At 71.6% G+C, this 20,794-nt stretch carries 21 protein-coding genes; 13 read left to right on the top strand and 8 right to left on the bottom strand.

What is annotated here, in order from left to right:
• Nucleotides 1–247: 247 nt before the first annotated feature.
• Both POL25_RS36550 and POL25_RS36545 read right to left on the bottom strand, forming a co-directional pair.
• On the bottom strand, nucleotides 248–1,669 hold the full coding sequence (locus tag POL25_RS36550) for a DUF1552 domain-containing protein (protein WP_272090989.1): 1,422 nt from the start codon (nucleotides 1,667–1,669) through the stop codon (nucleotides 248–250).
• The gene (locus tag POL25_RS36545; protein WP_272090988.1) at nucleotides 1,666–3,351 is read right to left on the bottom strand and encodes a DUF1592 domain-containing protein; all 1,686 of its coding nucleotides are present in this window, start codon (nucleotides 3,349–3,351) and stop codon (nucleotides 1,666–1,668) included. The genes POL25_RS36550 and POL25_RS36545 overlap by 4 nt, the downstream gene beginning before the upstream one ends.
• Before the next feature lie 213 nt (nucleotides 3,352–3,564).
• Between POL25_RS36545 and POL25_RS36540 the strand changes: the two genes are divergently transcribed.
• Nucleotides 3,565–4,809, top strand: coding sequence for a WD40/YVTN/BNR-like repeat-containing protein (locus POL25_RS36540; RefSeq protein WP_272090987.1), 1,245 nt, complete (start codon nucleotides 3,565–3,567; stop codon nucleotides 4,807–4,809).
• Nucleotides 4,810–4,939: 130 nt separating this feature from the next.
• Here POL25_RS36540 and POL25_RS36535 read toward each other — a convergent pair whose 3' ends face one another.
• The gene (locus POL25_RS36535; protein WP_272090986.1) at nucleotides 4,940–5,749 is read right to left on the bottom strand and encodes a class I SAM-dependent methyltransferase; all 810 of its coding nucleotides are present in this window, start codon (nucleotides 5,747–5,749) and stop codon (nucleotides 4,940–4,942) included.
• A 375-nt stretch (nucleotides 5,750–6,124) separates the two neighbouring features.
• On the opposite strand from POL25_RS36535, the gene POL25_RS36530 reads away from it, so the two are divergent.
• The 6 genes from POL25_RS36530 (at nucleotide 6,125) to POL25_RS36505 (ending at nucleotide 9,806) form a co-directional block, all read left to right on the top strand.
• Entirely contained in the window at nucleotides 6,125–7,048 is a 924-nt protein-coding gene (locus tag POL25_RS36530) for a hypothetical protein (protein ID WP_272090985.1), read from the top strand.
• Nucleotides 7,049–7,187: 139 nt separating this feature from the next.
• Nucleotides 7,188–8,012, top strand: a complete 825-nt coding sequence (locus POL25_RS36525) for a hypothetical protein (RefSeq protein ID WP_272090984.1) — start codon at nucleotides 7,188–7,190, stop codon at nucleotides 8,010–8,012.
• A gap of 19 nt (nucleotides 8,013–8,031) precedes the next feature.
• Entirely contained in the window at nucleotides 8,032–8,313 is a 282-nt protein-coding gene (locus tag POL25_RS36520; protein WP_272090983.1) for a RebB family R body protein, read from the top strand.
• Nucleotides 8,310–8,705 carry a RebB family R body protein gene (locus POL25_RS44700; RefSeq protein WP_272090982.1) on the top strand — a complete coding sequence of 132 codons (396 nt, stop codon included), beginning with the start codon at nucleotides 8,310–8,312 and terminating at the stop codon, nucleotides 8,703–8,705. Before POL25_RS36520 ends, POL25_RS44700 begins: the two co-directional genes overlap by 4 nt.
• The gene (locus tag POL25_RS36510) at nucleotides 8,705–9,232 is read left to right on the top strand and encodes an SMI1/KNR4 family protein (RefSeq protein WP_272090981.1); all 528 of its coding nucleotides are present in this window, start codon (nucleotides 8,705–8,707) and stop codon (nucleotides 9,230–9,232) included. Before POL25_RS44700 ends, POL25_RS36510 begins: the two co-directional genes overlap by 1 nt.
• Nucleotides 9,233–9,305: 73 nt before the next feature.
• Entirely contained in the window at nucleotides 9,306–9,806 is a 501-nt protein-coding gene (locus POL25_RS36505) for a TspO/MBR family protein (protein ID WP_272090980.1), read from the top strand.
• Between the two features lie 57 nt (nucleotides 9,807–9,863).
• On the opposite strand, the gene POL25_RS36500 is transcribed toward POL25_RS36505, so the two are convergent.
• Nucleotides 9,864–11,144, bottom strand: a complete 1,281-nt coding sequence (locus POL25_RS36500) for a hypothetical protein (RefSeq protein WP_272090979.1) — start codon at nucleotides 11,142–11,144, stop codon at nucleotides 9,864–9,866.
• Nucleotides 11,145–11,199: 55 nt separating this feature from the next.
• Here POL25_RS36500 and POL25_RS36495 point away from each other — a divergent pair, with 55 nt between their 5' ends.
• On the top strand, nucleotides 11,200–11,832 hold the full coding sequence (locus tag POL25_RS36495) for an NADAR family protein (RefSeq protein ID WP_272090978.1): 633 nt from the start codon (nucleotides 11,200–11,202) through the stop codon (nucleotides 11,830–11,832).
• Between the two features lie 41 nt (nucleotides 11,833–11,873).
• On the opposite strand, the gene POL25_RS36490 is transcribed toward POL25_RS36495, so the two are convergent.
• Nucleotides 11,874–12,704, bottom strand: a complete 831-nt coding sequence (locus tag POL25_RS36490; RefSeq protein WP_272090977.1) for a TIGR02452 family protein — start codon at nucleotides 12,702–12,704, stop codon at nucleotides 11,874–11,876.
• A gap of 94 nt (nucleotides 12,705–12,798) precedes the next feature.
• On the opposite strand from POL25_RS36490, the gene POL25_RS36485 reads away from it, so the two are divergent.
• Nucleotides 12,799–13,902 carry a CE1 family esterase gene (locus POL25_RS36485; RefSeq protein WP_272090976.1) on the top strand — a complete coding sequence of 368 codons (1,104 nt, stop codon included), beginning with the start codon at nucleotides 12,799–12,801 and terminating at the stop codon, nucleotides 13,900–13,902.
• A gap of 60 nt (nucleotides 13,903–13,962) precedes the next feature.
• Here POL25_RS36485 and POL25_RS36480 read toward each other — a convergent pair whose 3' ends face one another.
• Nucleotides 13,963–14,562 carry a hypothetical protein gene (locus POL25_RS36480; protein ID WP_272090975.1) on the bottom strand — a complete coding sequence of 200 codons (600 nt, stop codon included), beginning with the start codon at nucleotides 14,560–14,562 and terminating at the stop codon, nucleotides 13,963–13,965.
• Between the two features lie 797 nt (nucleotides 14,563–15,359).
• On the opposite strand from POL25_RS36480, the gene POL25_RS36475 reads away from it, so the two are divergent.
• Together POL25_RS36475 and POL25_RS36470 are read left to right on the top strand one after the other, a co-directional pair.
• Entirely contained in the window at nucleotides 15,360–15,905 is a 546-nt protein-coding gene (locus POL25_RS36475; protein WP_272090974.1) for an RNA polymerase sigma factor, read from the top strand.
• A 43-nt stretch (nucleotides 15,906–15,948) separates the two neighbouring features.
• A complete protein-coding gene (locus tag POL25_RS36470; RefSeq protein WP_272090973.1) occupies nucleotides 15,949–16,521 on the top strand; it encodes a hypothetical protein in 573 nt (190 codons plus the stop codon).
• A 102-nt stretch (nucleotides 16,522–16,623) separates the two neighbouring features.
• On the opposite strand, the gene POL25_RS44695 is transcribed toward POL25_RS36470, so the two are convergent.
• Both POL25_RS44695 and POL25_RS36460 read right to left on the bottom strand, forming a co-directional pair.
• The gene (locus tag POL25_RS44695; protein ID WP_373372140.1) at nucleotides 16,624–17,550 is read right to left on the bottom strand and encodes an AEC family transporter; all 927 of its coding nucleotides are present in this window, start codon (nucleotides 17,548–17,550) and stop codon (nucleotides 16,624–16,626) included.
• Nucleotides 17,551–17,733: 183 nt separating this feature from the next.
• Complete coding sequence (locus tag POL25_RS36460) at nucleotides 17,734–18,288, bottom strand: hypothetical protein (protein WP_272090971.1); 555 nt, start codon at nucleotides 18,286–18,288, stop codon at nucleotides 17,734–17,736.
• 78 nt (nucleotides 18,289–18,366) lie between these two features.
• Between POL25_RS36460 and POL25_RS36455 the strand changes: the two genes are divergently transcribed.
• Both POL25_RS36455 and POL25_RS36450 read left to right on the top strand, forming a co-directional pair.
• The gene (locus POL25_RS36455; protein WP_272090970.1) at nucleotides 18,367–18,906 is read left to right on the top strand and encodes a DUF1697 domain-containing protein; all 540 of its coding nucleotides are present in this window, start codon (nucleotides 18,367–18,369) and stop codon (nucleotides 18,904–18,906) included.
• A 533-nt stretch (nucleotides 18,907–19,439) separates the two neighbouring features.
• Nucleotides 19,440–20,768: an ArsB/NhaD family transporter gene (locus POL25_RS36450; RefSeq protein ID WP_272090969.1), complete on the top strand. Its 1,329-nt coding sequence runs from the start codon at nucleotides 19,440–19,442 to the stop codon at nucleotides 20,766–20,768.
• The last annotated feature ends 26 nt before the right edge of the window (nucleotides 20,769–20,794 follow it).

The following is a 20,794-nucleotide window of genomic DNA, read 5'->3' as shown; positions in this document are numbered from 1 at the left end:
GTACTGCCGGCCCTTGCTCTCGCGCAGACCAAGCGCGGGAGGTCGCGCCGCTCGCGGTTGGGGAATCACGGTTCGCAACCCGGGTGCCACCGAAAGCGCAGGACGCGAGCCGCTCGCGAGCGCGTGGCCGCGAGCTCTCGAGCGCCTTGCGAACGGCTCATGACAAGGGCGCGACGGTTTGCGCCGCCGCGCCCGGATCGGGTCATCCTTCGCCTGGTTCCGCGGCCGTCGCCGAGGAACCTGCGGCTCAGGTGAGGCGGTCGAGTTCGCCGGTGGTGGGCAGCTGCGAGTCGCCCTTGAGCGTCACGCTGGTCTCGCCGACCTGGTCGACGTCCGCGCCCATGGCCCTGGCGATCGACACCAGCAGGCGGTTGTGCGGCGGCCCTTGCGGCTCGTCGCCCCACGTCCCTTTGATGATGTTGTTCTGGGCCCAGCGGACGTAGCGGCCCGTCTTGAAGTGATGGGTCCCGCCGGCCATCACGACCGGCCACTGGTTCATGCTGTGTTCACCGGTGCACAGCTCGTTGGCCCACACCACCAGCGTGTCGTCGAGCAGCGTGCCGCTCTCGCTCGGCACGGCGTCCAGCGCCGCCAGGATGTTCTTGAAATCCTCGGCGTGGATCTTGTGATAGTTCGTCATCACCTGCATCGCCGTCGGGTCGGTCGAGGCCTGGTGCGCGTAGTCGTTGTGGAGGTCGCCGGGCGGGGCGCTGACGTGTTCGTTGCGCAGGCCGCTGAACGCGAGCATCGCCACGCGGGTCATGTCGCACGACAGCGCCAGCGTCGCCAGGGTCGTGAACACCTGCGCGCGGTGGAAATAGAACTGCGGGTCCTCCCACGGCGGCCCGCCGCCGGGCTCGGGCGGCGCCTCGCAGACGATGTTGGCCAGGTTCTCGAGCTGCTGGCCGAGCGAGTGCAGCAGGTCGCGGTGCTGCTCGACCTTGAGCTTGTCCTCGCCCGACAGCTTCGGCGCGAGCGCGTGGTACTGCTCGCGCACCAGCGAGACCACGCTGCCCTGGCGATCGCGGATCGTCTTGAGGTCGTCGGGCGGCGCGTTCGGGTCGACCGGGCCGTTGGGGAACAGCTTTTGGTAGAGCTGCCACGGCTCGGTGATCCACGGCAGCGCCTTGCCGCTCGGGTCGTAGCTGTAGGCCCAACTGCCGTGCGAGATCTGCAGCGACGCGATCTGGCCGGGCTCGGCCACCGCGCCGGCGACGATCTGGTCGATCGAGGGCCCGGCCGCGAGCGCCACTCCGCCGTCGACCGGCTGCGCCAGCGTGCCGGTGAGGCACGTGGCGTGGCCCTCCTCGTGCTCGTTGATGCCCGTCATGTGCCCGGTCGCCATGCCGACGCCGTCGAGCACCAGCAGGCGGTCGCGGTAGCCGTGGAGCGGCCGCAAGATCTCGCTGAAGTCGGACTCGCCCAGCGCACCGAGCGGCGTCTCCCAATCTGTATCTTCGGGCAGGTTGCCCGGGCGCATGCGCCAGTTCTGATAGACGGTGCCGTGCTCCGTCATCAGCATCAGCAGCCGCTTGACCGGGCCCGGCGGCTCGGCGCGGGCGCCTCGTGGCAGCAGCGAGGGCAGGCACAGCGCGCCGATGCCGAGGCCGAGGCCGCCGAGGAAGCTGCGCCGGCGCAGGCGCGGCATACGAGGGTGCGAGGCGGTCATGGGGCCCCCTTTCGGGTGCGGAAGGCGTCGCTGGTGACGACGGCGAGGAGGAGGGCGTGCACGTCGCCGCTGGCCTCGGCGAACTGGGCCCGCAGGTCACCGAGGCTGCACAGGTCGGCCGCCGTGGTCCCGCGGCCGAGCGCGTAGCGGTAGACCTGCGAGACCACGCAGTCGTGGGCCTGGGTGCTGGTGGCCAGCTTCTGCGACAGCTCGATCGCGCCGTCGAAGCTGCCGTCGACGTCGGTGCCGATCAGCGCGCCGCTGGCGTCGACCGGCTCGCCGTTGTCGAGGTCGCGCCAGCGGCCGAGCGCGTCGTAGTTCTCGAAGCCGAAGCCGACGCCGTCGATCGTGACGTGACAGGAGGCGCAGTCGGCCTGCGCGGTGTGCTTGGCGTAGCGCTCGCGGTTGGTCTTGGGCTGCCCGGGCTCGCCCTCGTCGGGCGGGTTGGTGTTGACGTTGGCGGGCGGCGGCGCGGGCGGGACGCACAGCAGGCGGGCGAGCACGAACACGCCGCGCTTGACCGGCGAGGGGTGCACGGCGTGGGCGGTGCGGGCGAGGAAGCCGGCGCGCGTGAGGATCCCGCTGCGCTCGCCGGGGTCGAGGCTGACGGGCGCCCACTCGCCGGGCGGCGGGGCGTCGACGCCGTAGAGCGCGGCGAGGGTGGCCTCGACGTCGGTCGCGGTGCTGGTGAGCAGCGAGGCGAAGGTGCCTGGCCCATCGAACAGGGTCGACTCGACGAAGCGATCGAGCTCGGCGCGCATGGCGGTCCGCAGCTCGGGGGTGTAGGTCGGGTAGGTCGCGGGGTCGGGGTTGATGAGCGCGACGCCGTCGAAGTCGAACCACTGGCGGTGGAAGTTGACGAGCGCGCCGCGAGCCTTGCCGTCGTCGAGCATGCGCAGGGCCTCGGCGGCGAGGCCCTCGACGGTGTCGAGGTCGCCGGCGGTGGCGGCCGCGAGCAGCTGCGCGTCGGGCATGCTGTCCCACAGGAAGTAGCTGAGCCGCGCGGCCAGCTCGTGGCCGGTGAGCGCGACAGCCTCGCCGCCCTCGATCGGCTCGCCGCCGAACTCGAGGAAGTAGAGGAACGCCGGCGACTGCAGCACCGCCTGGACGGTGAGCTGGAGCGCGACGGTGAAGTTGGTCTCGGCGAGCTGCTGGTCGAAGAAGCCGAGGAAGGCGGCCTCCTCGTCGGCGGTCAGCGGGCGCCGGAACGCGCGCGCGCCGAGGTCGAGCAGGAAGGTGTGGCCACACTGCTGCGGCTCGCCGCCGCCGTCGGCCGCGCACGGCAGGAAGGCCTCGGGGCTGGCCCACGCGGCCTTGGTGACCTCGAGGGCGGCGCGCTGGTACTGCTCGATGAGCAGGGCCGAGGGGGTCTGCACGTCGGCGTTGTTCTCGAAGCCGTTGACCTTCGGGTCGACGGCGATGGTCTGCAGCGGCAGGGTCACGCCGGGGAACAGGTCGCGGACGGTGTTGTTGTACTGCGAGTGCGTGAGCCGCCGCAGCGGGGCGGGGCCGGGGTCGAGCGGGCCCTCGCAGTCGGCGGGCTCACCCTCGGTGGGGTCCTCGCCGGTGCCCTCGCTGGTGGTCGGGGCCGTCGTCGCAGCGTCGGTGGCGACGCCGGTGCCCTCGGTGGCCGCGGTCGCGTCGTCGTTGCCGCCGCCCCCGCCGCTACATCCCAGGACCACCGCGCCACCGAGCATCCATGCTCGTGCCTTTCGTCTGCCCATCATCACGTGTCCTCCCGCCCTCGCCGCACGATGCGACGATCACAGCTACAGGAGGCCGCCAGGGCTGTCAAACGCGCGCGCACGCGCGACGCGAGGCCGCGCGCGCTCGTCGTGATGATGGGGGCGCACGACACCTTGCGAGGCCCACCGCGACCTCGTTACCGTGGCGTGGTGCGGCAGATGTGGATGGGGGCGGCGCTGGTCGTCGCGTGTCAGGGCGAGGGCAAAGATCCGTCGAGCAGCGACGGCGCGAGCGAGGCGGCCTCGACGACCTCGATGATGTCGTCCGGTTCTTCGGAGGCGGTGACTTCGCTGCCGATGACGACGCCAGCGACGACGTCGATCGAGACGACGACGGAGGCGAGCACGACGGAGGCGTCGACGTCGACGACCGAGGGGCCGAGTGAGCCGACCTCGACGACGACCGGTCCGCCGCCGGTGACTTCGGTGCCGGTGTTCATCGCCCAGGGGCATTACGGGCGGACCACGATCTCCTGCGACGACGGCCGCACGTGGATTCAGGACAGCTCGCAGGACGACGCGGTGCGCTGCTTCGAGGCCGGGCTCGACTGCGATCACAATGCGTTCGCGGGCCGCGGGATCGCCCACGGCGAACAGACCTTCGTGCTGACGTGGGGCTGGGGTGCGCCGGGCTCGCTGGTGCGCAGCGAGGACGCGGCGATGTTCGAGACCGTGCTCGCGGACACGCCGACGTTCGCCGACGTCGCCTTCGGCAACGGCCGCTTCGTCGCCAACAACTCGCCCACGCAGATCTCCGACGACCTCGGCAAGACCTGGCAGGAGGGCGGGCCGCTCGACATCGGCATCAACACCCGCGCGATTGAGTTCTTCCCGCACGACGGCGGGTGGTTCGTGGTCAGCGGCGAGAGCGGCGAGCAGCGAGCGATCGTCCGCAGCGCCGACGGGGTGACGTGGACGCCGGCGACGACGCGGCCGCCGCAATGCGGGGGCTACGTGATCGGCATGGCCTATGGGTCAGGTGTGGGGATCATGGTCAGCGGCAACGGCCACGTCTGCCGCACCACCGACGGCGGCGACGACTGGGAGCACGTGCCCGTGACCGACAACCTGTCGTCGCCGCCGATCTGGACCGGCTCGGAGTTTTTTGTGTACCAGGGCGCGACGCTGCACCGCAGCGCCGACGGGGCGAGCTGGCAGAGCGAGCCGATCGCGCCCGGCGACATCTCCATCGGTCAGGTCGCGCGCAGCCCCGAGGGCACGTTCGTGGCCACGAACGCGGGCTGGATGGTGTGGTACGAGAAGCAGCGGTTCTTCCGCAGCGAAGACGGGGTGAACTGGGAGGTGCTGCCCGCAGAGGCGTTCGCCGGCAGCCACCCGATCTACTTCATGGCCCACGGGCAGGTGGCGCCCGGGGCGGGCTGCCCGGCGGAGTAGCGGACCCGCGAGACCCGGCGGCGTCCCGGGTCCGAGCTTCCACGCCGGCGCCTGCTGGTCACGCCGATCGGCGCGGGACTCGAACATGTCCTGAGGGACATGTCGTCGTCGCGCAGGGAGCGTCCCGCCGTCAGCGCACGCCGAGGCCCAGCAGGGCCGTCTGCGGGTAAGCGACGGGGCCGGAGCCGAAGCGCTCGCGCAGGCGGGCCAGCACGTCCGTCTCGAAGGCTTGCCACGCCTCCGCCGACAGGCGCTGATGGAGCAGCGCGATCGGGGCGTTGCCGCGGACGTTGAAGGTCCACAGCGCGTCGACGTCGGCGAAGCGGAACTCGTGGGTGACGGGCTCGACGCGGACGCCGGTGAAGCCGGCGCCGGCGAGGGCCGCGGTGAACTCGTCGGGATGGTTGAGCGGCGCGGGGCCGCGGCCGAGCGGGAGCTCGGGCATGACGGCGCGCAGGGCCGCGAACAGGAGCATGAGCGGGTGGTCCTCGGCGAACGGGGCCCACGAGCCGACCACGACGCGACCGCCGGGCTTGAGCACGCGATGCAGCTCGCGCAGCCCGCGGTCCGGATCGGGGAAGAAGATCAGGCCGAACATCGAGAAGGCGGCGTCGAAGCCGGCGTCGGGCCACGGCAGGTCCTGGCCGTCACCGACGCGGGCGTCGACGGCGAGCCCTTCACGGTCGGCGCGCTCGCGCAGGCGATCGATCATCGCCGCGGCGAAGTCGAGGGCGGCCACGTGGGCGACCTCGGGGGCGATGTGCAGCGCCAGGGTGCCGGGACCGCAGGCGACGTCGAGCACGCGCGCGTCGGCGGCCGGGGCGGCCAGGGCGATGGCGTCGCGAGTGAAGGGGACCATGAATTGCACGCCGCGCTCGGCGTACCACGCGTCGACGAGGTTCCACGGGGCCGGATCGGCGAGGGGCGACTGCTGGCTCATGCCTCAACCGTGACAGTCGGGCCGGCGCAGGACAAGCGGCGGGGCGCGTGCGCAAGGTCAATTTTTGCAAACGCATTGCAAGAGCAGGTCGTGTGCGCGTGCGAACCGGCGAACTCACCGGGCCAGACGGACGCCTGCGGCGGCGAGCCGGGCGGCGGAGCGGCGTCAGATGCAAGCGAAGGTCTTTTGCAATTTGACTTGCAAGAACACGCCGCGTACGGTCGCCCCGTGATCGCCGCTCGCAGCGCGTCGCCGCCGTGCGGGCCCCGCGGAGGCGGTCACGGGTCCGGCGAGCGGCCGCACGGCCGGGGCAGGCGCGGCGCGCTCGTCCGAGAATTTGCAACCACCCCGCGACATCGCGCAAGGAGAGTCGTCATGCCACGTTTGCAGCAGGTCTTCGTCGTCGTCACTGCCATCACCCTCGTCGCCGGCTGCAATGGCGGAGGCGGCGCGACCGGGCGGGTGCAGGTGTTCGTCGAGGCCGAGGACACCATCCCCGAGGGGCTGCAGCCGGGCACGGGCGAGGAGAACATCGTCGACGGCTGGGCCGCGGACTACACCAAGTTCCTGGTGGTCGTCGGCAACTTCCGCGCGAGCCGCAGCGCCGACGCTTCGGACTCGCTGGTCGAGCCCGCGGTCTACGTCGTCGACCTGCTCAACCTGCCGGTCGGCGGGTTCGTGCTGACCGAGTTCGACGACGTCGCGGCGGTCCGCTGGGACCGCGTCGGCTACGACATCCCCAACGCCTCCGCCGCGGCCGAGGCGGCCGAGGGCACCGCCGCCGCCGACCATGAATTCATGGTCGAGAACGGCTTCTCGATCTACGTCGAGGGCGCGATCAGCAAGGCCGACGGTCAGTCGTGCCTGCCGGGCACCGATGATTGCGAGCCGGCGACCTCGGTGAAGTTCGCGTGGGGCCTCGCGGCTGGCACCTCGTTCGACGACTGCGCGCCCGAGGAGGGTGATGCTGGCTTCGCGGTGCCCTCGGGCGGCACGGCGCAGATCAAGCCGACCATCCACGGCGACCACTGGTTCTTCACCAACATCACGCAGGGCGCCGAGATCACCGAGCGGCGCGCGCAGTGGATCGCCGACAGCGATCTCGACCGCGACGGCGAGACCACGCTCGACGAGCTGCGCATGGTCAAGGCCGCCGACCTGTTCACCCCCGAACTCGGCTACTCCGTCACCGGTGCACCGATCCCCGTGACAACTGCGTATGACTACCTCGCCGCCCAGGCGCGCACGCTCGGGGACTTCCAGGGCGAGGGCGAGTGCCCGACGCGTGCGTCCCTGTGAGTCGATCGCGCAGGCGCGCGAACGCGGAGGCGTCGGCGCGGAGCAATGAGGAACCTCTCGCGTTCGCGGGCGCGTGCGCGCGCGGGGGCGACGTCGGGGCGACTTCACGGCCGCGCCGGCGCTGTTAGGCTCGGATGGGATGCCGAAGAATTTTGCGTGGTCGGGCCTGACGATCGCCCTGCTGATGGCCTGCGCCGAGGGCACCATCAGCGACACCGGGTCGATCCCGCTGCCGACCACCCACAACATCACGACCGCCCACCCGGGCACCGTCAGCGACAGCGACGGCAGCAGCGGTGACGGTTCGGGCAGCGAGAGCGGGACCAGCGACGCGCCGACTTCGAGCTCGCCGGGCTCGGGCGACCCGATCTCCACCGGGCAGGCCACGAGCGAGCCCGCGGGCGTGTGCGGCGACGGCAACGTCGACGCCGGCGAGGAGTGCGACGGCGAGTCGCTGGTCGGCAGCACGTGCATGACCGAGGGCTACGGCGCCGGCACGCTGGCGTGCGGGCCTGACTGCCAGCTGTTCACCGACGGCTGCTACACGTGCGGCGACAACATCGTCCACATGGCCGAGGCCTGCGACGGCAGCAACTTCAACGGCAAGACCTGCCAGGGCCTCGGCTACGGCGGCGGCAGCCTGGTGTGCGCGCAGAACTGCAAGAGCATCGACACGGCCGGCTGCACGCCGCTGGCGTCGTGCGGCAACGGGGTCCGCGAGGGCGCGGAGCAGTGCGACGGGATCCAGCTCGGCGGCAACACCTGCATCACGCTCGGCTACGACCAGGGCGCGCTGGGGTGCACCGGCTCGTGCACGCTCGACACCTCGGGCTGCGAGACGCTGGCGTGCGCCGGGCAGGGCGAGTTCTGCATCTTCGACGAGGCCAACCCGCAGTCGGATTGCTGCCCGGCGGGGGTCAAGGGCAACATCCTCGGCCTGTGCAACGTCGTCCTCTGCTTCTGACCCGAAGGACAGGAGAGCCATGGCCACCGAGACCGCCGTCAACGCGCAGATCACCGACTCCACCGCCGTCAACGAGCAGATCACCGACTCCGTCAGCCAGGCCAACGCCAAGGTCCTCGCCGACTCGCCGGCGCTGGCGATGGGCACGCTGTTTCAGACGATGGCCCACGCGACCGGGCTGGCGTACCAGAACGCGGTGGCGGCCCAGCAGCAGCTGAACACGCTCGCCCAGGCTGCCACGACCCAGGGCGTGGCGCTGCTGTACTCGATCGACACCGCGAGCGCCGGGGCGACGAAGTGACGGCCGCGCGCGACGAGGCGGAGGCGTTCGCCAGGGCGGCGGCGACGGTGACCTCGACGGTGGCGCAGGTGCTGGCGCAGTTCGACTCGGTCCTGGCGGCTCAGCGCCACGGCATCGTCGCCCTCGCGGCGGCCGGCGGGGTCGACATGCCGGCGATCGCCCCGTCGGTGATCGCGATGCCTGCTCCTGCGGACATGTCCGAAAGTTCACCTTCACAGGACGCCGCGGACGACCCGACGGGCCTGGCTCGCGCGGCGCTCTACCAGGTGGCGACGCAGGCGATCGCGCTGGCGCTGTTCAACGCGGTGACGGCCCAGCAGCACCTGAACCTGCTCGGCCAGGCGGTCGCGACCCAGGCGGCGGCGCGGGTGCTGGCGGGCCGCGGCGAGTGATGGACGAGGACGAGGAGGCGATGCCGCGCGACAGCGTCGAGGCGGCGCTCGCGTGGCTCTCGAAGCATGTGCGACTGCGACGGGCGCCGGCCGGCGCGCTGCCGGGGGCGATCGCGGCGCTGCAGCAGCGGCTCGGATGCGCGCTGCCGCCGAGCCTGGCCGAGTTCCTGCAGCAGTACGGCTGGATCGCCACCAACTCGGTGACGACGCTGGCGGCCGAGGACGGTGAGCGCCGCACGATCGAGGCGGCGCGTCGTGCGGTCGCCGAGTACGTCGAGACGACCTGGCGCTCGCTGCCGGAGGTCGACGCGACGGCGCGCGCGAACGGCGAGGCGCTGCAGGCGTGGATCCCGGTGGTCGAGGTCGGTAACCCGCTGCCCTTCGGCAGCGCGCTGTTCCTCGACGAGGCGGGGACGCTCCGCCACGCGAACGTGCGCGAGTTCCCGTTCATACGCATGCGCGACGCGCCCACGGCCTGCTTCACCGAGGCGCTGCTGAACACGCTGGCCGAGTGGCACGACGGCTGAGGGCGCCGCGAGGCGGCGAGCTCGAGCGAGGCGCGGCGATCGTCTGCATCGCGCCCGCCGCGAGTTGCCGCAGATGCCGATCCCCCTCAATCTTGCGACCATGCAGCACCGCCGATTTTCACCCCTGAGCCTGCTGTTCTGGATCGGCTTGGCCTACGTGCCCGCGACGACCGGGATCTTCTTCGGGCCCGACCGCTGGTACCACCGCCTGACGAAGCCCGACTGGACCCCGCCCGACGCGGTGTTCGGCCCGGTGTGGACGGCGCTGTACGCTTCGATGGGCCTCAGCATCTACCTGGTCGCGCGCAAGGACAAGCACCCGCTGGTGCCGTGGGCGATCGCGCTGTTCCTGCTCAACCTGATGCTCAATGCGGCCTGGTCCCCGCTGTTCTTCGGCCTCCACCGGCCCGACCTGTCGCTGGTGTGCATCGGCGTGCAGTGGTTCGCGCTGGTGTCGATGATCCGCGCGTTCTGGAGGGTCCGCCCGGCGGCGGGGATGCTGCAGGTCCCGCACCTGCTGTGGCTGACGTTCGCGTTCGCCCTGAACGCGGCGATCTGGCACCTCAACCGCTGAGCCGGCGAACGAGCTGGCTTCGAGGACATGTCCGAAGGGGTATGTCCTTAGAGACATTCACGGCGGTGTCGCGACAGCGCCGAGGTCGAGCGGAGCGGCGGGCTCGGGGTCGCGCGCGAGGCGATCGTCAGGGCCGCAGCGGAGGCGGGTGAGCTGGCCGTCCTCGGCGATCTGCAGGCCGAGCTCGCCGGTCCACACGCCGAGCTCGAGCCGGAGGTCGAGGTCGGCGCCGGGGGCCTGCGGGTCGAACCGCCGCGAGCCGCCCTGCCAGGTGAGGTCGAGGACGGGCCGACCGCCGCTGCAGCGGAGCGCCTGGCCGGTGATCGGGACGCCGGGCTGGCCCGTGCGCGGGGTAAGGACGCGGTCGGCGAGGGTGACGAGGTGGATCTGGGCGCAGCCCTGGGGGTCGCCCTGGCAGTCTGCTTCGAGGTCATCGCTGGCGCACCACGAGACCAGCGCCTCGCCGTCGAAATCGCGGCGGAACGGGGGACGGCAGGCGACGCGGCGGAACTTCGGCTTACGCGCCGCGGTGGCGCCACGTGGCAGGTAGAGGTCGGCGTGGGTGGGGCCGCCGTGCCAGGCCCAGACGTCGAGGAGGACGCCGGCGCCGACATCGACGAGGCGGCCCATGTCGGCCTGACCGCCGTCGACGCCGACGCTGGCGACGCGATCGAAGCCGTCGCCGCGCACGCCGAACAGGTGATAGCCGGGGCACGGACGGTCGCGCCGGAGCACGCGATCGCGGCAGATGACCGGGTCGCCGATCGAGGCGACCACGGCGGCTTCGGGCCCCTGCGCCTGCACCCGCACGCGCGAACCACCCCAGGCGGACAGGGCCACGGCGGTGAAGCGATCGAGGACGTGCGTGCGTGAGACGGTGAGGTCGCCCGCGAGCCCGATGACGCCGAGCAGCCCGCTCGCCGTCTCGGCGTCGAGCTCGGCGACGTAGGCGATCCACGCGTGACCCCGGGCGTGGCTGAGCTCGAGGTCGACGATCTCGCCCTCGCTGCGCAGGACGTGCCGGGGCGGCGCGAGCGGCTGGCCGCGCGGGTCCAGGCGCTGGGCGACGATCTCGCTGGCGTCGCCGTCGTGGCGCGACCACACGACGAGCACGCCGCCGTCGATCACGGCGTAGTCGAGCGGGCCGGCGATCGCCGCAGGGTTGTTCGCGGGCGCGGGCGGAGATTCGGCTGATTCGGGCGGCGCAGGTTCGGGCGCGGCCGGGACCCCGGCGCGCACGGGCGGCGGGTCGCTCGCGGGCGGTGGGCTCGCGCTGCACGCGAGGAGCACGAGCGCGCCGGTGAGGCACGAGCGGCGACAGGCGGCGCGGACACGCATGAACCGAGGGTAACAGGAAATCACGGGGCCCCACGACGCGGCGTATAGTCGACCGATGGGCGCGCCACCGCTGCGAGAGCTGCTGAGGGGTCGCGGCGTCGAGGATGTCTGTCGGGCGATCGACCCCGACGATCCGGAGCTCGAGGGGCTGCTCTACCTGGGCCGGCGAGCGACGGTCGCGGACGCGCACGCGGCCCGGCACGAGGCCCACGCGCTGAAGCTGGACGCGCGCGCGTACGAGGCGTGGCGGGCCGCGCAGCGGCGGCCGGTCAATCACATGATCTCCATGTCGCCGCTGTCCAGCGAATGGCCGGCGCCGTTCGTGCTCGACGGGCTCGCGTGCTGCAGCGTGAGCTGCTTTCATCAATGCTTGAAGCTGGAGGAGGACTCGCCGGCCCGGGCGGCGGTGGCGGCGGACACGGCGGAGAGGCGGCGCTTCGGCACCGGCGGGCGCCGGACGTTCCGCTGGCGCGGCGAGGAGATCGCGGTCAATTCGGTCGAGCACGGGGTGCTGATCGCGCGCGCGACCGAGGCCAAGCTGAAGGCCAACCCGCCCGTGCGCGAGGCGCTGCTGGCCACCGGGATGTCGCTGCTCTACATGGGGCCGCCGAACGCGCTGGTGCTCGGGCGCTACATGCCGCTGGCGCTGATGGTGCTGCGATTCAGGATCGGGGCCAGAAGATCATGAGATGAACGATAGGACATGTTCATGTAGACATGTCCTATCGGTCATGTAAACCGGCGCTCGAACGGGGCGATGGTGCGGCGCTCGGGGCTGGTGTCGAGGACGGCGAACACGACGTGCGCGAAGGTGCCGCGGAACGGGCCGGACAGGGCGGCGTGGAACTGCTCGGCGACGAGCTCGGGGTCGCAGCCGAACGCGCCGCAGCCCCAGGCGCCGAGGACCACGGCGTCGTGGCCGGCGCGGGCGGCGACCGCGAGCACGCGGGCGATGCGGGCGGCGAACACTCGCGGCAGCTCCGGCTCGCGCTCGGGGGCGTGGCGGCGCAGGGCGTTGCGGTTGGGCGCGGCGGCGGTGATGAAGCCGCAGGGCCACGGCTGCTCGAGCAGCGGGCCGTGGTCGCCGCGAAACACCGGGACCGCCGGCGAATGGACCATACGGTCGCCGTGCATCGCGTCCTGCCAGCCGTCGTGGTGGCGGTACATCGCCTGGCCTTCGAGACATACGAAGAGCGCGGAGGCGCGGCACAGCGACTCCTCCTGGGCCCGCGCGCCCGACAGGAAGCCGCCGCCCGGGCGGCGCGCGGAGGCGAAGTTGAGGGCGACGACGTCGCGGCCGGCGTCGTGGAGCCGGCGCGCGGCGACCAGAGTGCTGACATTGACGACCTCGAAGCGCACGGGCCGGTCGCCGCCCGGCGCGAGGTCGAGGTCGAGGTCGGGCGGGATGTCGGTGGTCCCGGCGATCGCGCGGGCGATCGGATCATCCAGCGCGACGACCCGGCCCGAGGGCGCGGTGTATCGACCGGCGTGACAGACCTTCAGGGCCTCTGCCCCCATCGCCGCGGCGTCCGAGCGTGAGACCTCTCGAGGATCGCGCATGCGCCGAGGGTCGCCGATTCGCCGCAGGGTGTCGACCGATCGAGAACGCGCCGCGTCGATTCGCCGGACCGCCGCGGATTTGGTAGCGTGGCCCATGATCCTCGGATTGCGCGATCTGTGGTGGGTGGGGTGGCTGGCGGTCGGGGCGATCGGCGGCTGCTCGGGCGGCGGCGGCGGTGACACCGACGCGACGGGCGTGGCGACCACGACGGGCACGACGGACGCGTCGACGAGCACCGGCGGGCCCACCGGCGAGGCCAGCACGACCACCGGCGGGACGACCGCCGCGGCCTCGACGAGCACGGACGCGGGCACGACCGGCGCGCCGACGACCGGGGAGCCGACGACCGGGGAGCCGACGACCGAAGCGAGCACGACGACCACCGATCCGAGCACGACGACGGGCCCCATCGAGCCGGTCGGCAGCGCGGGCTGTGGTGCGATGAATCCGTCGAGCGGGGCGCACAAGATCTCGGTGCAGGGTCAATCGGGGCAGTACATCGTGTCGCTGCCTCCCAACTACGATCCCAATACGCCGTATCCGCTCGGCTTCGCCTTCCACGGTCGCAACCGCACCGGGCCCAATTGTCAGGACGGTGATTGCGCCGGGTTTCAGGCGGCGATGCAGGAGCACGCGATCCTGATCTACATGACGTCGCTCGGCGGGACCGGCTGGGAAGGCGACGGCGAGCGCGAGATCAACGCCGAGTTCTTCACGGCGGTGCTCGATCGCATGGTCGGCGAGTATTGTGTCGACGAGGCGCGGGTGTTCGCCGCCGGCACCAGCTCGGGCGCGCATTTTGTCAACATCCTCGGCTGTCGGTTCGGCGACCGGCTGCTGGCGATAGCGCCGGTGGCTGGCTACTTGCCCGAGAAGGACGGCTGCGTCGACAAGGTCGCGGCGCTGGTGATCCACGGGATCGCCGACGTGCACGTACCGTTCGACAACGGCGAGCAGGCGCGCGATTTCTGGCGCGAGCGCGACGGCTGCGGTGAGGACACGGTGCCGACGATCGCCGAGGTCCACGCCGCGGTCGAGGCCGAGCCCGAGAGCCACGCTTGCGCGGCGTACCAGGGCTGCGATCCCGGCGCGCCGGTGGTGTGGTGCGAGCACAGCGAGGGTGGTTACGACGACACCACCCACGGCTGGCCGCTGTTCGGCGGCCAGCGGATCTGGGAGTTCGTGCAGGGCCTGTGACGCGAAGGGGCCGCGACCGGCGAAGCGCCGATCGCGGCCAGGCGCTGGGCGCTGCGCCGATCAGAGCCGGTCGGGGTCGATCATGAGGTCGAGGCAGATCTCGATGTCGATGAAGATCAGGCCGTCCTCCTCGTGGATGTCGATGTTCGACTGGATGTCGTCGTCATCGTCGTCGTCGTCCTTGTGGTTGTTGTCGTCGTTGTCGTCGTCGTCGTCGTCGTGCTTGCCGTCGCGGGCCTCGAGGGCCGCGCCCTCGTGGCAGAAGGCGGCGCCGCCGGTCTCGCATTGACTGCGGCAGGCGGCCAGGCGCTCCTCCTGACAGGAGGCGAAGTCACCGCCGCGGGCGCGGGTGGCGATCTCCGAGGCGCACAGCGGGGCGACCGCCTCGGCGGTGCAGTTGGAGAGGCACTGCGGGCCCTCGACGAGGTCGCACGAGAGGGCGCGGTTCTCCTCCCCGAGCACGATCTGCGCCTCGAAGCAGACCAGCAGGCCGATCACGTCGTCGCCCCCGTGGTCGTCGTCGTCATCATCGTCGTCGTGGCCGCCCCACAGCGTCTCGGGGGCCGGGGTGGCCAGGGGACGCGCCATCGTCGGCTGGGAGGTGACGAACGGCAGAGCGAACGCGAGCGCAGGGGCCAACATGAGAATGTTGCGAGACATGGTAGCAAATCCTTTCTTGCGGAGGACGGCGGGTGGAGCCCCGCGGCCGCTCCGATTCGAAGGATGATGGCGTCGCGCAGGCGAGCAATGGCGACGTATGGCCGGAAGCGGCCGCGCGGGGCCGTCGCCGCGCGGCCGAGACGCGAATAGACCGGTGAAATCATGGGTGCCGACCGATCGCCGGACGAGCCCGCGCAGCCGCGAATTCCCGCCGCGGTCCGCCAGGATGTAACGCGCTACACAATAGACATAGTGATTGGCGTGCATCGCCCGCCGCGCCGCGAGGACCGGACGCCGCGCCGCGGGCCGCGTCCGGGCCGCCGCGCGGCGTGGCGGGGGAACTGGCTGGATTCATTGGACAAGCGGCGCGCCCGCGGCGGCCCCGGAGCCCGCCGCGCACGGGCAGGAGCGTTCGCCGGGCTGTCGTGATTCGACGGTATGGTCATTGAGGGTAGTGGTCATACACGGGGTGAGGGCGGGCCGCGAGTGACCGCCGGTGGGACATTCGTCGCACCCGCCGCGCGGCGACCGGCGCGCCGCTGGGTGAATGTATAGATGTCTGAAGGGCCAGGTCGGGACGAGCTCGGAGCCGACCGGACCCTCGCGGCCGCGGGTAGCGAGGTCGAGGCGGACGCATCCCTCGAACCGGGGACGTCGCCCGGGGGCACGCGTGCTGCGCGGGGTCCCCTGCCCGGGAAATACCGGCGCCAGGGGCCCGCAACGAGGCCCTGTGAGAAATTTTCACCCGGGCGTGAACCGGGGGCCCGGGGTCGGCGACTGTACCGGGACGAGCACCGATGAGCCGCGAGAACGACCGTATCCGTCATGAACTGCTGGCGCTCCGCTGCCGGCGAGGCGAGCCCGCTGCGCTGGCCGAGCTGGTGCGCGTGTGGGAGCCGCGCCTGTTCTTCTACGTCCGCCGCATGCTGGCCGAGGAGGAGGCGGCGTGGCAGGTGATGCAGGAGGTGTGGGTGGCCGTGCTCTCGCGGATCGATCGCCTGCGCGAGCCAGGGCGCCTGCCGCAGTGGCTGTACGCGATCGCCCGCAATACGCTGATGAGCCACCTGCGCGGCCGCTACGCCGAACGCGAGCGCACCGCGACCGACGCACCGGAGCCGGTCGACGAGGACGATCCGCTGGAGCGCTGGGCGGACGCCGAGCAGGTCTACGCCGGGCTGGCCCGCCTGCCGCCGGTCGACCGCGAGGTGCTGACGCTGTGCTTTTTGGATGACCTCTCGATCGCGGAGATCGCCGAGGTGCTGGCGATCCCGCCGGGCACGGTGAAATCCCGGCTGTTCAAGGCCCGACGAGCGCTGCGCGCGGTGCTGACAGGCGAATCATGAGAACGGGACAATTTCATTGCTTTGGGGAGATGGAAGGAGATCGATGATGGGAGATCAATCGAAGAGGTTCTCGGACGAGCTGCTCGCGCTCGAGCAGACGCACACGTCGGCGGCCCTGCGCGAGCAGCATCGCCGGCAGATGGAGGCGCTGCTGGTGCGGCCGTTGACGCTGCCGCAGCGGCTGCTGCACGCGCTGGTGGCGACGGCAGGGCTGGTGGGCGCGGGGGTGTGCGCGAGTCTGGTGGTGAGCGAGCCGGACACGCTGCCGCCGCTGACCCGGGCGGTGCTGATGCTGTGCGCGGCCTTCGGGGCCAGCTGGTCGCTGTGGGCGGCTGGGGTGCTGCGACGCGGAGCGGTGCACCGCCGCCGCGATCGCGGGGCGGCGGCGCGCATGGCCTTCGGCTTCACGCTGGTCACGGTCGGGATGGTGGGGGCGCTGGCTGCTGCCTCGCCGGGGCCGCAGGCGCTGACGATGCTGGGGGTGTCGCTGGCGCTGCTGGTGACGGCGGCGGTGGTGGTGCTGCTGCACGCGATCGAGCAAGCCGAACTGCGCGGGCGCGAACAGATGCTGGCGCTCGAGCTGCGGCTCGTGGAGCGGGCCGAGGCGGGGCGATGACTTTCGGTCCGGCATGATGCGCGATCGGACATGCTTTATGAGACATGTCGTTCGAGACATGTGACGAGCATGTCTCATGGGACATGTGGATCGTCCGCGCCGCTACAGACCGATCGCCTGCAGGCCGGCGAGCACGAGCGGGAGGGTGGCGAGCGACAGCAAGGTGGTGACGACGGCGGCGGCGGCGGCGAGCTGGCCGTCGCAGCCGGCGTTGGTGGCGATGATCGCCGAGACCACGGCGGTCGGCATGGCGGCCTGCAGGACGGCGGTGCGGGCGACGTCGCCGCGGACGTCGAGGGCGAGCAGGACGAGGCAGGCGAGGGCCGGAGCGATGAGCAGCTTGATGACCGCGATGCCGGCGAGCGGGACGGTCTGGCCGCGCAGGGAGCGGAGGTCGAGGCCGAGGCCGATGGTGAGGAAGGCGAGGACTGCGGTGGTCTGGCCGACCTGGGCGAGCGGTTTGGCCAGGGCAGGCGGGATGGCGAGGCCGCCGAGAGCCAGCGCGAGGCCGACGAGCACGGCGACGATCATCGGCTGGCGCAGCAGCGAGCCGCCGGCGCGCAGGAGCCGGGGCCGCAGCGGCGTGGTGACCGGGCCGCGCGGGCGCGCCATGGCGCCGGCGAAGGCGACGCCGAAGGTGAGCAGGAGGATGGTGGTGTCGACGGTGTCGATGATCACCGCGGCGGTGGCGGCCCCGCGCGAGCCAGGGAACACGGCGAGGACGAAGGGGACGCCGAGGAAGGCGGTGTTGGCGAAGGCCGCGGTGATGCCGGCGGCGCCCTGGGCGGGGCGCGAGGCGCCGCGAAACCGCAGGAGCAGGACGCCGAGAGCGCAGGCGCTGAACAGGGCGACGGTGCAGGCGAACACCGCCGGCACCAGAGCCGGCTCGAAGCGAGCGTCGGCGAGGATGACGACGATCAGCGCCGGCATCGTGACGGTCAGGATGACGCGCGCGAGCACGTCCGGGGCGCCGGCCGGCAGGGCCCCCGTGAGCCGCAACAGCTGGCCGACGACGACGAGCCCGAACAGGGTGATCAGGAGCGGGAGGATGTCGCCGGTGGGCAGGGCGGGGCAGTTCTACCCGCGATCGCGGCGGGTGTCTGCAGGCAGCCGCCGGGCTCACTCACGAGGTGGCGAAGAGGACAGGTCGGGGAGGCCGGAGTTCGAGCTGTCTGAAGGGACAGGTTGTCTCGGCCGGGGGAGCGGGGTGACTCAAGCGAGGTCGCCGTCAGGCTTCGGGTGCCAGCGCGAGGCTCTGGCCTCGATGGCGGCCATCTCGGCGTAGCTCGGGCGGGTCGGGTCGTCCCACCAGGCGTCGAAGGCGGTGGTGCCGAAGGGCGCGCCGTACTGGATGCCCTCGAGGAAGCGGGGGTCGGTGACGCGGGCGCGGAGGACGAAACTGTGCGAGGGGAACAGCGCCTCGGACCCGGGGCCGCCCATGTCGCGGCCCTCCTGCCAGGCGTGCTCGTCGGCGATGATGCCGCGGCGCTCGACGAGCTCGGCCGAGACGATGAACTTGTCGATGTGCTCGCGGTGGAAGCTCTTTTCCCACACCGGCGGGACCGGGCCGCTGACGGCCTGCATGGCCCGGTGCAGCGGCGTCGGGTCGGTGCCAGGGTACGGCATGCCGTCGACCAGGACCGACAGCACGAACGATCGCGTCAGCGCGTAGTCGTTGGTGCCGCCGGCGGTGCCGGTGGTGCACCGGAGCTCCACGGTGTCGTCCGAGACGGGGTGGATCTCGACGTAAAAGGTGTCGCTGGACATCGGACGCGATGGTACCGCGGGCGCGCCCATGGCGGGGCTTGTCAGGCGGCCGCGCGCGCGCGCACCATCCTGCGCAGCATGACCCGCTTCATCGCGCTCCTCCGCGGCATCAACGTCGGCGGCACTCGCAAGGTACCGATGGCCGACCTGCGCGCGCTCTGCGGCGAGCTCGGCCTGACCGCGGTGCAGACGTACATCCAGAGCGGCAACGTGGTGTTCACGGCGAACGGGTCGACGGCGGAGCACGAGGCGGCGCTCGAGCAGGGCCTCACGCGGGTGTTCGGGCTGCAGATCGACGTGATGGTGCGGACGGCGGACCAGTGGGAGCAGCTCGCGGCCGGCAACCCGCTGCGGGCGGCCGCGGAGGCGGAGGCGAACCTGGTGCTGCTGGGGGTGCCGAAGCGACCGCCGCGGCCGGACGCGGCGGCGGAGCTGCTCGAGCGGGCGACGGCGGGTGAGCGGGTGGTGGCGGCGGGGGACGTGCTGTGGTTCCACTATCCGCAGGGGGCCGGGCGCACGAAGCTGTCGCCGGCGGTGATCGATCGACTGGTCGGCTCGCCGGTGACGGCCCGCAACTGGCGGACGGTGCTGCAGCTGGCGGCGATGGTGAAGGGCTGAGGCCCGGAGGGCGTGCAGTCGCCGGTCGGCGCCGGGGTTTTTTGAAATACCCTCACTCGCGCGGATGATCACACAAGCCCGCCTGCGCGAAGGCCGATGAATTCGAGTTTATCTCGCCATCACCGATGATTCGACGATCGCCGGGGCGCCGGAGCCAGCGCCGTCGGTGATTGGCGCGACGACGCCGGCCCGCGGACAGATGACCTGGCGCGCGAACTGCTGACCGCGGCCGGCGCCGGGCCGCGTGGGCAGGGACAGCGAGCCGGGTGCCCTGCCTTGATAGGACCCGCCGCGGCCTATCGATCGTGGGGTTCGTCGCCGGCGCGGGGCCCATTGGCGGGTGGATGCAGTCCTGGCCCTTGCGATCGCGGTCGAGCTCGCTGTGCACTGATTGCATGCGCTTCGCAGGGCGCGCCGCGTAGACTCACGATTCGGGCGATAGCAAGCGCGATTCGCTTGGGCTAAGCCCCGCGGCGACGGCAGGGCTCGGCGTGAGCTGGCTCTTGCATCATGACCCACGAGACATCTTTGTCATGCCCGAACACGTGATTTTCGGCCTCGATCCCCTCTGGCTGTCCACCGCGCTGCTCGTCCTCACGTATGCCGCGATCATGTCGGAGAAGATCAATCGCGCCGTGGTGGCGCTGCTCGGCGCCGGTCTGATGATCAGCCTCGGCGTGCTCACGCAAGAGCAGGCGATCCACGGCGTCGACTTCAACACCATCGCGCTTTTGACGGGGATGATGCTCCTCGTCAACATCACGCGGAAGAGCGGCGTCTTCCAGTCCATCGCGTTCTGGTCGGCGCGCAAGGCCGGCGGGGTGCCGTGGAAGCTGCTCATCATGCTGACGCTGGTGACGGCGGTGCTGTCGGCGCTGCTCGACAACGTGACGACGGTGCTGCTCATCACGCCGGTCACGCTGCTGGTGGCGCGCGAGCTCGACGTGCCGGCCTACCCGTTCCTGTTCGCCGAGATCTTCGCGTCGAACATCGGCGGCACGGCGACGCTCATCGGCGACCCGCCGAACATCCTCATCGGCTCGGCGGTGGCGCTGTCGTTCAACGATTTCGTGCGCAACCTGGCGCCGGTGGTCGGGGTGCTGATCGCGCTGCAGGTGCTGGCGCTGCACGCCATTTGGGGCAAGAAGCTGCGCGCCAACCCGGAGGCGCAGCGCAAGATCATGGCGCTGCAGCCGGCCGAGGCGATCACGGACCCGGGCCTGCTGGTCAGCTCGCTCGGCGTGCTCTCGGCGGTGCTGGCGGGCTTCATCACGTCGCGCCAGACCGGCATCGAGCCGGGCACGGTGGCGATGTTCGGCGCGGCGGTGCTGATGTTCCTCTACGTCCGCAAGCACCCCGGCGCCGACCAGTCGCACCGCGTGCAGGACATCTTCGGCGAGGTCGAGTGGGTCACGATCTTCTTCTTCGTCGGCCTGTTCATGGTGGTCGCCGGCGTCGAGCACGCCGGGCTGCTCGACCACATGGCCCACGGCCTGGTCGACGTCACCGGCGGCGACCGCAACGTCACGGCGGTGGTGATCCTGTGGGCGTCGGCGGTGCTGTCGGCGATCATCGACAACATCCCGTTCGTCGCCACGATGATCCCACTGATCAAGAGCATGACGCCGGCGATGGGCGGCACCGAGGGCGTGATGCCGCTGTGGTGGGCCCTGTCGCTCGGCGCGTGCCTCGGCGGCAACGGCACCCTGGTCGGCGCGAGCGCCAACCTGACGGTGGCCGGGCTGGCCGAGCGCGAGGGCGTTCAGTTCAAGTTCCTGACGTACGCCAAGCTGGCGTTCCCCTTGATGCTCGGCAGCATCGCGGTCGCCCACGCGTACCTGTACTTCTGGTTCCTCGACTGATTCTTCAAAAAATGAGGACGCGCGAC

This window comes from Nannocystis bainbridge (genome assembly GCF_028368995.1).
Lineage (GTDB): Bacteria > Myxococcota_A > Polyangia > Nannocystales > Nannocystaceae > Nannocystis > Nannocystis bainbridge.
The sequence above is the reverse complement of the archived record's forward strand: the minus strand, read 5'-3'. Positions and strand labels throughout refer to the sequence as shown.

Excerpts from the sequence above, each read along its gene's own strand:
- POL25_RS36535 (WP_272090986.1), bottom strand. The coding sequence starts at position 5,749 with ATGAGCCAGCAGTCGCCCCTCGCCGATCCGGCCCCGTGGAACCTCGTC.
- POL25_RS36520 (WP_272090983.1), top strand. The coding sequence starts at position 8,032 with ATGGCCACCGAGACCGCCGTCAACGCGCAGATCACCGACTCCACCGCC.
- POL25_RS36460 (WP_272090971.1), bottom strand. The coding sequence starts at position 18,288 with ATGTCCAGCGACACCTTTTACGTCGAGATCCACCCCGTCTCGGACGAC.
- POL25_RS36530 (WP_272090985.1), top strand. The coding sequence starts at position 6,125 with ATGCCACGTTTGCAGCAGGTCTTCGTCGTCGTCACTGCCATCACCCTC.
- POL25_RS36450 (WP_272090969.1), top strand. The coding sequence starts at position 19,440 with ATGCCCGAACACGTGATTTTCGGCCTCGATCCCCTCTGGCTGTCCACC.
- POL25_RS36525 (WP_272090984.1), top strand. The coding sequence starts at position 7,188 with ATGCCGAAGAATTTTGCGTGGTCGGGCCTGACGATCGCCCTGCTGATG.
- POL25_RS36475 (WP_272090974.1), top strand. The coding sequence starts at position 15,360 with ATGAGCCGCGAGAACGACCGTATCCGTCATGAACTGCTGGCGCTCCGC.
- POL25_RS36495 (WP_272090978.1), top strand. The coding sequence starts at position 11,200 with ATGGGCGCGCCACCGCTGCGAGAGCTGCTGAGGGGTCGCGGCGTCGAG.
- POL25_RS36470 (WP_272090973.1), top strand. The coding sequence starts at position 15,949 with ATGATGGGAGATCAATCGAAGAGGTTCTCGGACGAGCTGCTCGCGCTC.
- POL25_RS36505 (WP_272090980.1), top strand. The coding sequence starts at position 9,306 with ATGCCGATCCCCCTCAATCTTGCGACCATGCAGCACCGCCGATTTTCA.
- POL25_RS36510 (WP_272090981.1), top strand. The coding sequence starts at position 8,705 with ATGGACGAGGACGAGGAGGCGATGCCGCGCGACAGCGTCGAGGCGGCG.
- POL25_RS36485 (WP_272090976.1), top strand. The coding sequence starts at position 12,799 with ATGATCCTCGGATTGCGCGATCTGTGGTGGGTGGGGTGGCTGGCGGTC.
- POL25_RS36500 (WP_272090979.1), bottom strand. The coding sequence starts at position 11,144 with ATGCGTGTCCGCGCCGCCTGTCGCCGCTCGTGCCTCACCGGCGCGCTC.
- POL25_RS36455 (WP_272090970.1), top strand. The coding sequence starts at position 18,367 with ATGACCCGCTTCATCGCGCTCCTCCGCGGCATCAACGTCGGCGGCACT.
- POL25_RS36480 (WP_272090975.1), bottom strand. The coding sequence starts at position 14,562 with ATGTCTCGCAACATTCTCATGTTGGCCCCTGCGCTCGCGTTCGCTCTG.
- POL25_RS36490 (WP_272090977.1), bottom strand. The coding sequence starts at position 12,704 with ATGCGCGATCCTCGAGAGGTCTCACGCTCGGACGCCGCGGCGATGGGG.
- POL25_RS36550 (WP_272090989.1), bottom strand. The coding sequence starts at position 1,669 with ATGACCGCCTCGCACCCTCGTATGCCGCGCCTGCGCCGGCGCAGCTTC.